The sequence below is a fragment of the Kitasatospora sp. NPDC036934 genome, assembly GCF_055608425.1.
On the sequence record NZ_JBVJQR010000088.1, the window covers coordinates 1 to 1035 of the forward strand.

Sequence of the window (1035 nt, forward strand, 5' to 3'; positions counted from 1 at the left end):
GCTTCGGTGCGCAGGGGGTTGATCTCGGAGACGGCGCCGACGAGCGTGGTCTTGCCGACACCGAAGCCGCCCGCGATGACGATCTTCGCGGAGGTGGTGGCGCGGGTGGGGGCGGCCGCGTTAGAGCTTGCGAAGTCCACTGAGGACCCTTTCGAGCAGCGTGACGTCGGGCTGGTTTCCGGATTCGCCCCCGGAAGCGGGCTGGTGGATGGCGACCAGGCCGGCCTCGGCCAGGTCGGCCACGAGGATGCGGGCCACTCCCAGGGGAAGCGAGAGCAGCGCGGACACCTCGGCGACGGACTTGACCTCCCGGCACAGCGTGCAGATCCGCTGGTGCTCCGGGAGGAGGGTGGCCAGGCGCTGCGGGTCGACGTCGGCGGAGACCAGGGCCTCCAGCGCGAGCTCGTAGCGGGGCCGGGTGCGACCGCCGGTCATGGCGAACGGCCGGATCAGCGGGCCGGAGTCCGGCTCGTCCTCGAACTCCTCGACGTACCCGGGCTCCTGGGCCGGCTGCCGGCCGGGGGCCGCGGCGGGCGCCGGGCCGGGCGGTGCCGGGTAGCCGGGCGGCGGGGCGTCGAAGGCGGGCTCCTGCCGGGCGTACGGGTCGTACGGGCCGTACTGCTCCTCGGGCCGGGCGTACGGGTGCTGCTGGGGCTGCTGCCCGTACTGGTGCCGACCGTATTGCTGACCGTGGCCGGCGCCGGGTGCTCCGAAGGCGTCATGGCCTGTGCCAGGGTACGGAACGCCGTACTGGCCGCTGCGGTCGTCGGGCGGTGTCACGGTTCCTCTCCTCACAAGGTGCGGCGGTGCGGTGCGAGCTTCGGTACGAGTCCGGAGCCGGTGGTGCGAAGGCCGTACAACGTCCGAACCCGAGCCCGCCGAAGCGGGCCCGGGAAGGACGCGGAGGTACTTCGAATACCTGGACGGTATCCGACGAACCGTCAGTGCAGGAGACTGCCCTGGAGTTCCGCGCGGAGTGCGGGGGTGAGGACGGCGCCGGCTCGGTCGACGAGCAGGGCCATCTCGTAGCCGACG

At 72.7% G+C, this 1035-nt stretch carries 1 protein-coding gene and 2 pseudogenes; all 3 read right to left on the minus strand.

The window, feature by feature from the left end:
• Positions 1-140: pseudogene (locus tag ACZ7BZ_RS38375) on the minus strand (ATP-binding protein); the annotation flags it as partial.
• A complete protein-coding gene (locus ACZ7BZ_RS38380) occupies positions 121-780 on the minus strand; it encodes a DUF742 domain-containing protein (protein WP_470362426.1) in 660 nt (219 codons plus the stop codon). The pseudogene ACZ7BZ_RS38375 and the gene ACZ7BZ_RS38380, both read right to left, overlap by 20 nt.
• Before the next feature lie 161 nt (positions 781-941).
• Positions 942-1035: pseudogene (locus tag ACZ7BZ_RS38385) on the minus strand (roadblock/LC7 domain-containing protein); the annotation flags it as partial.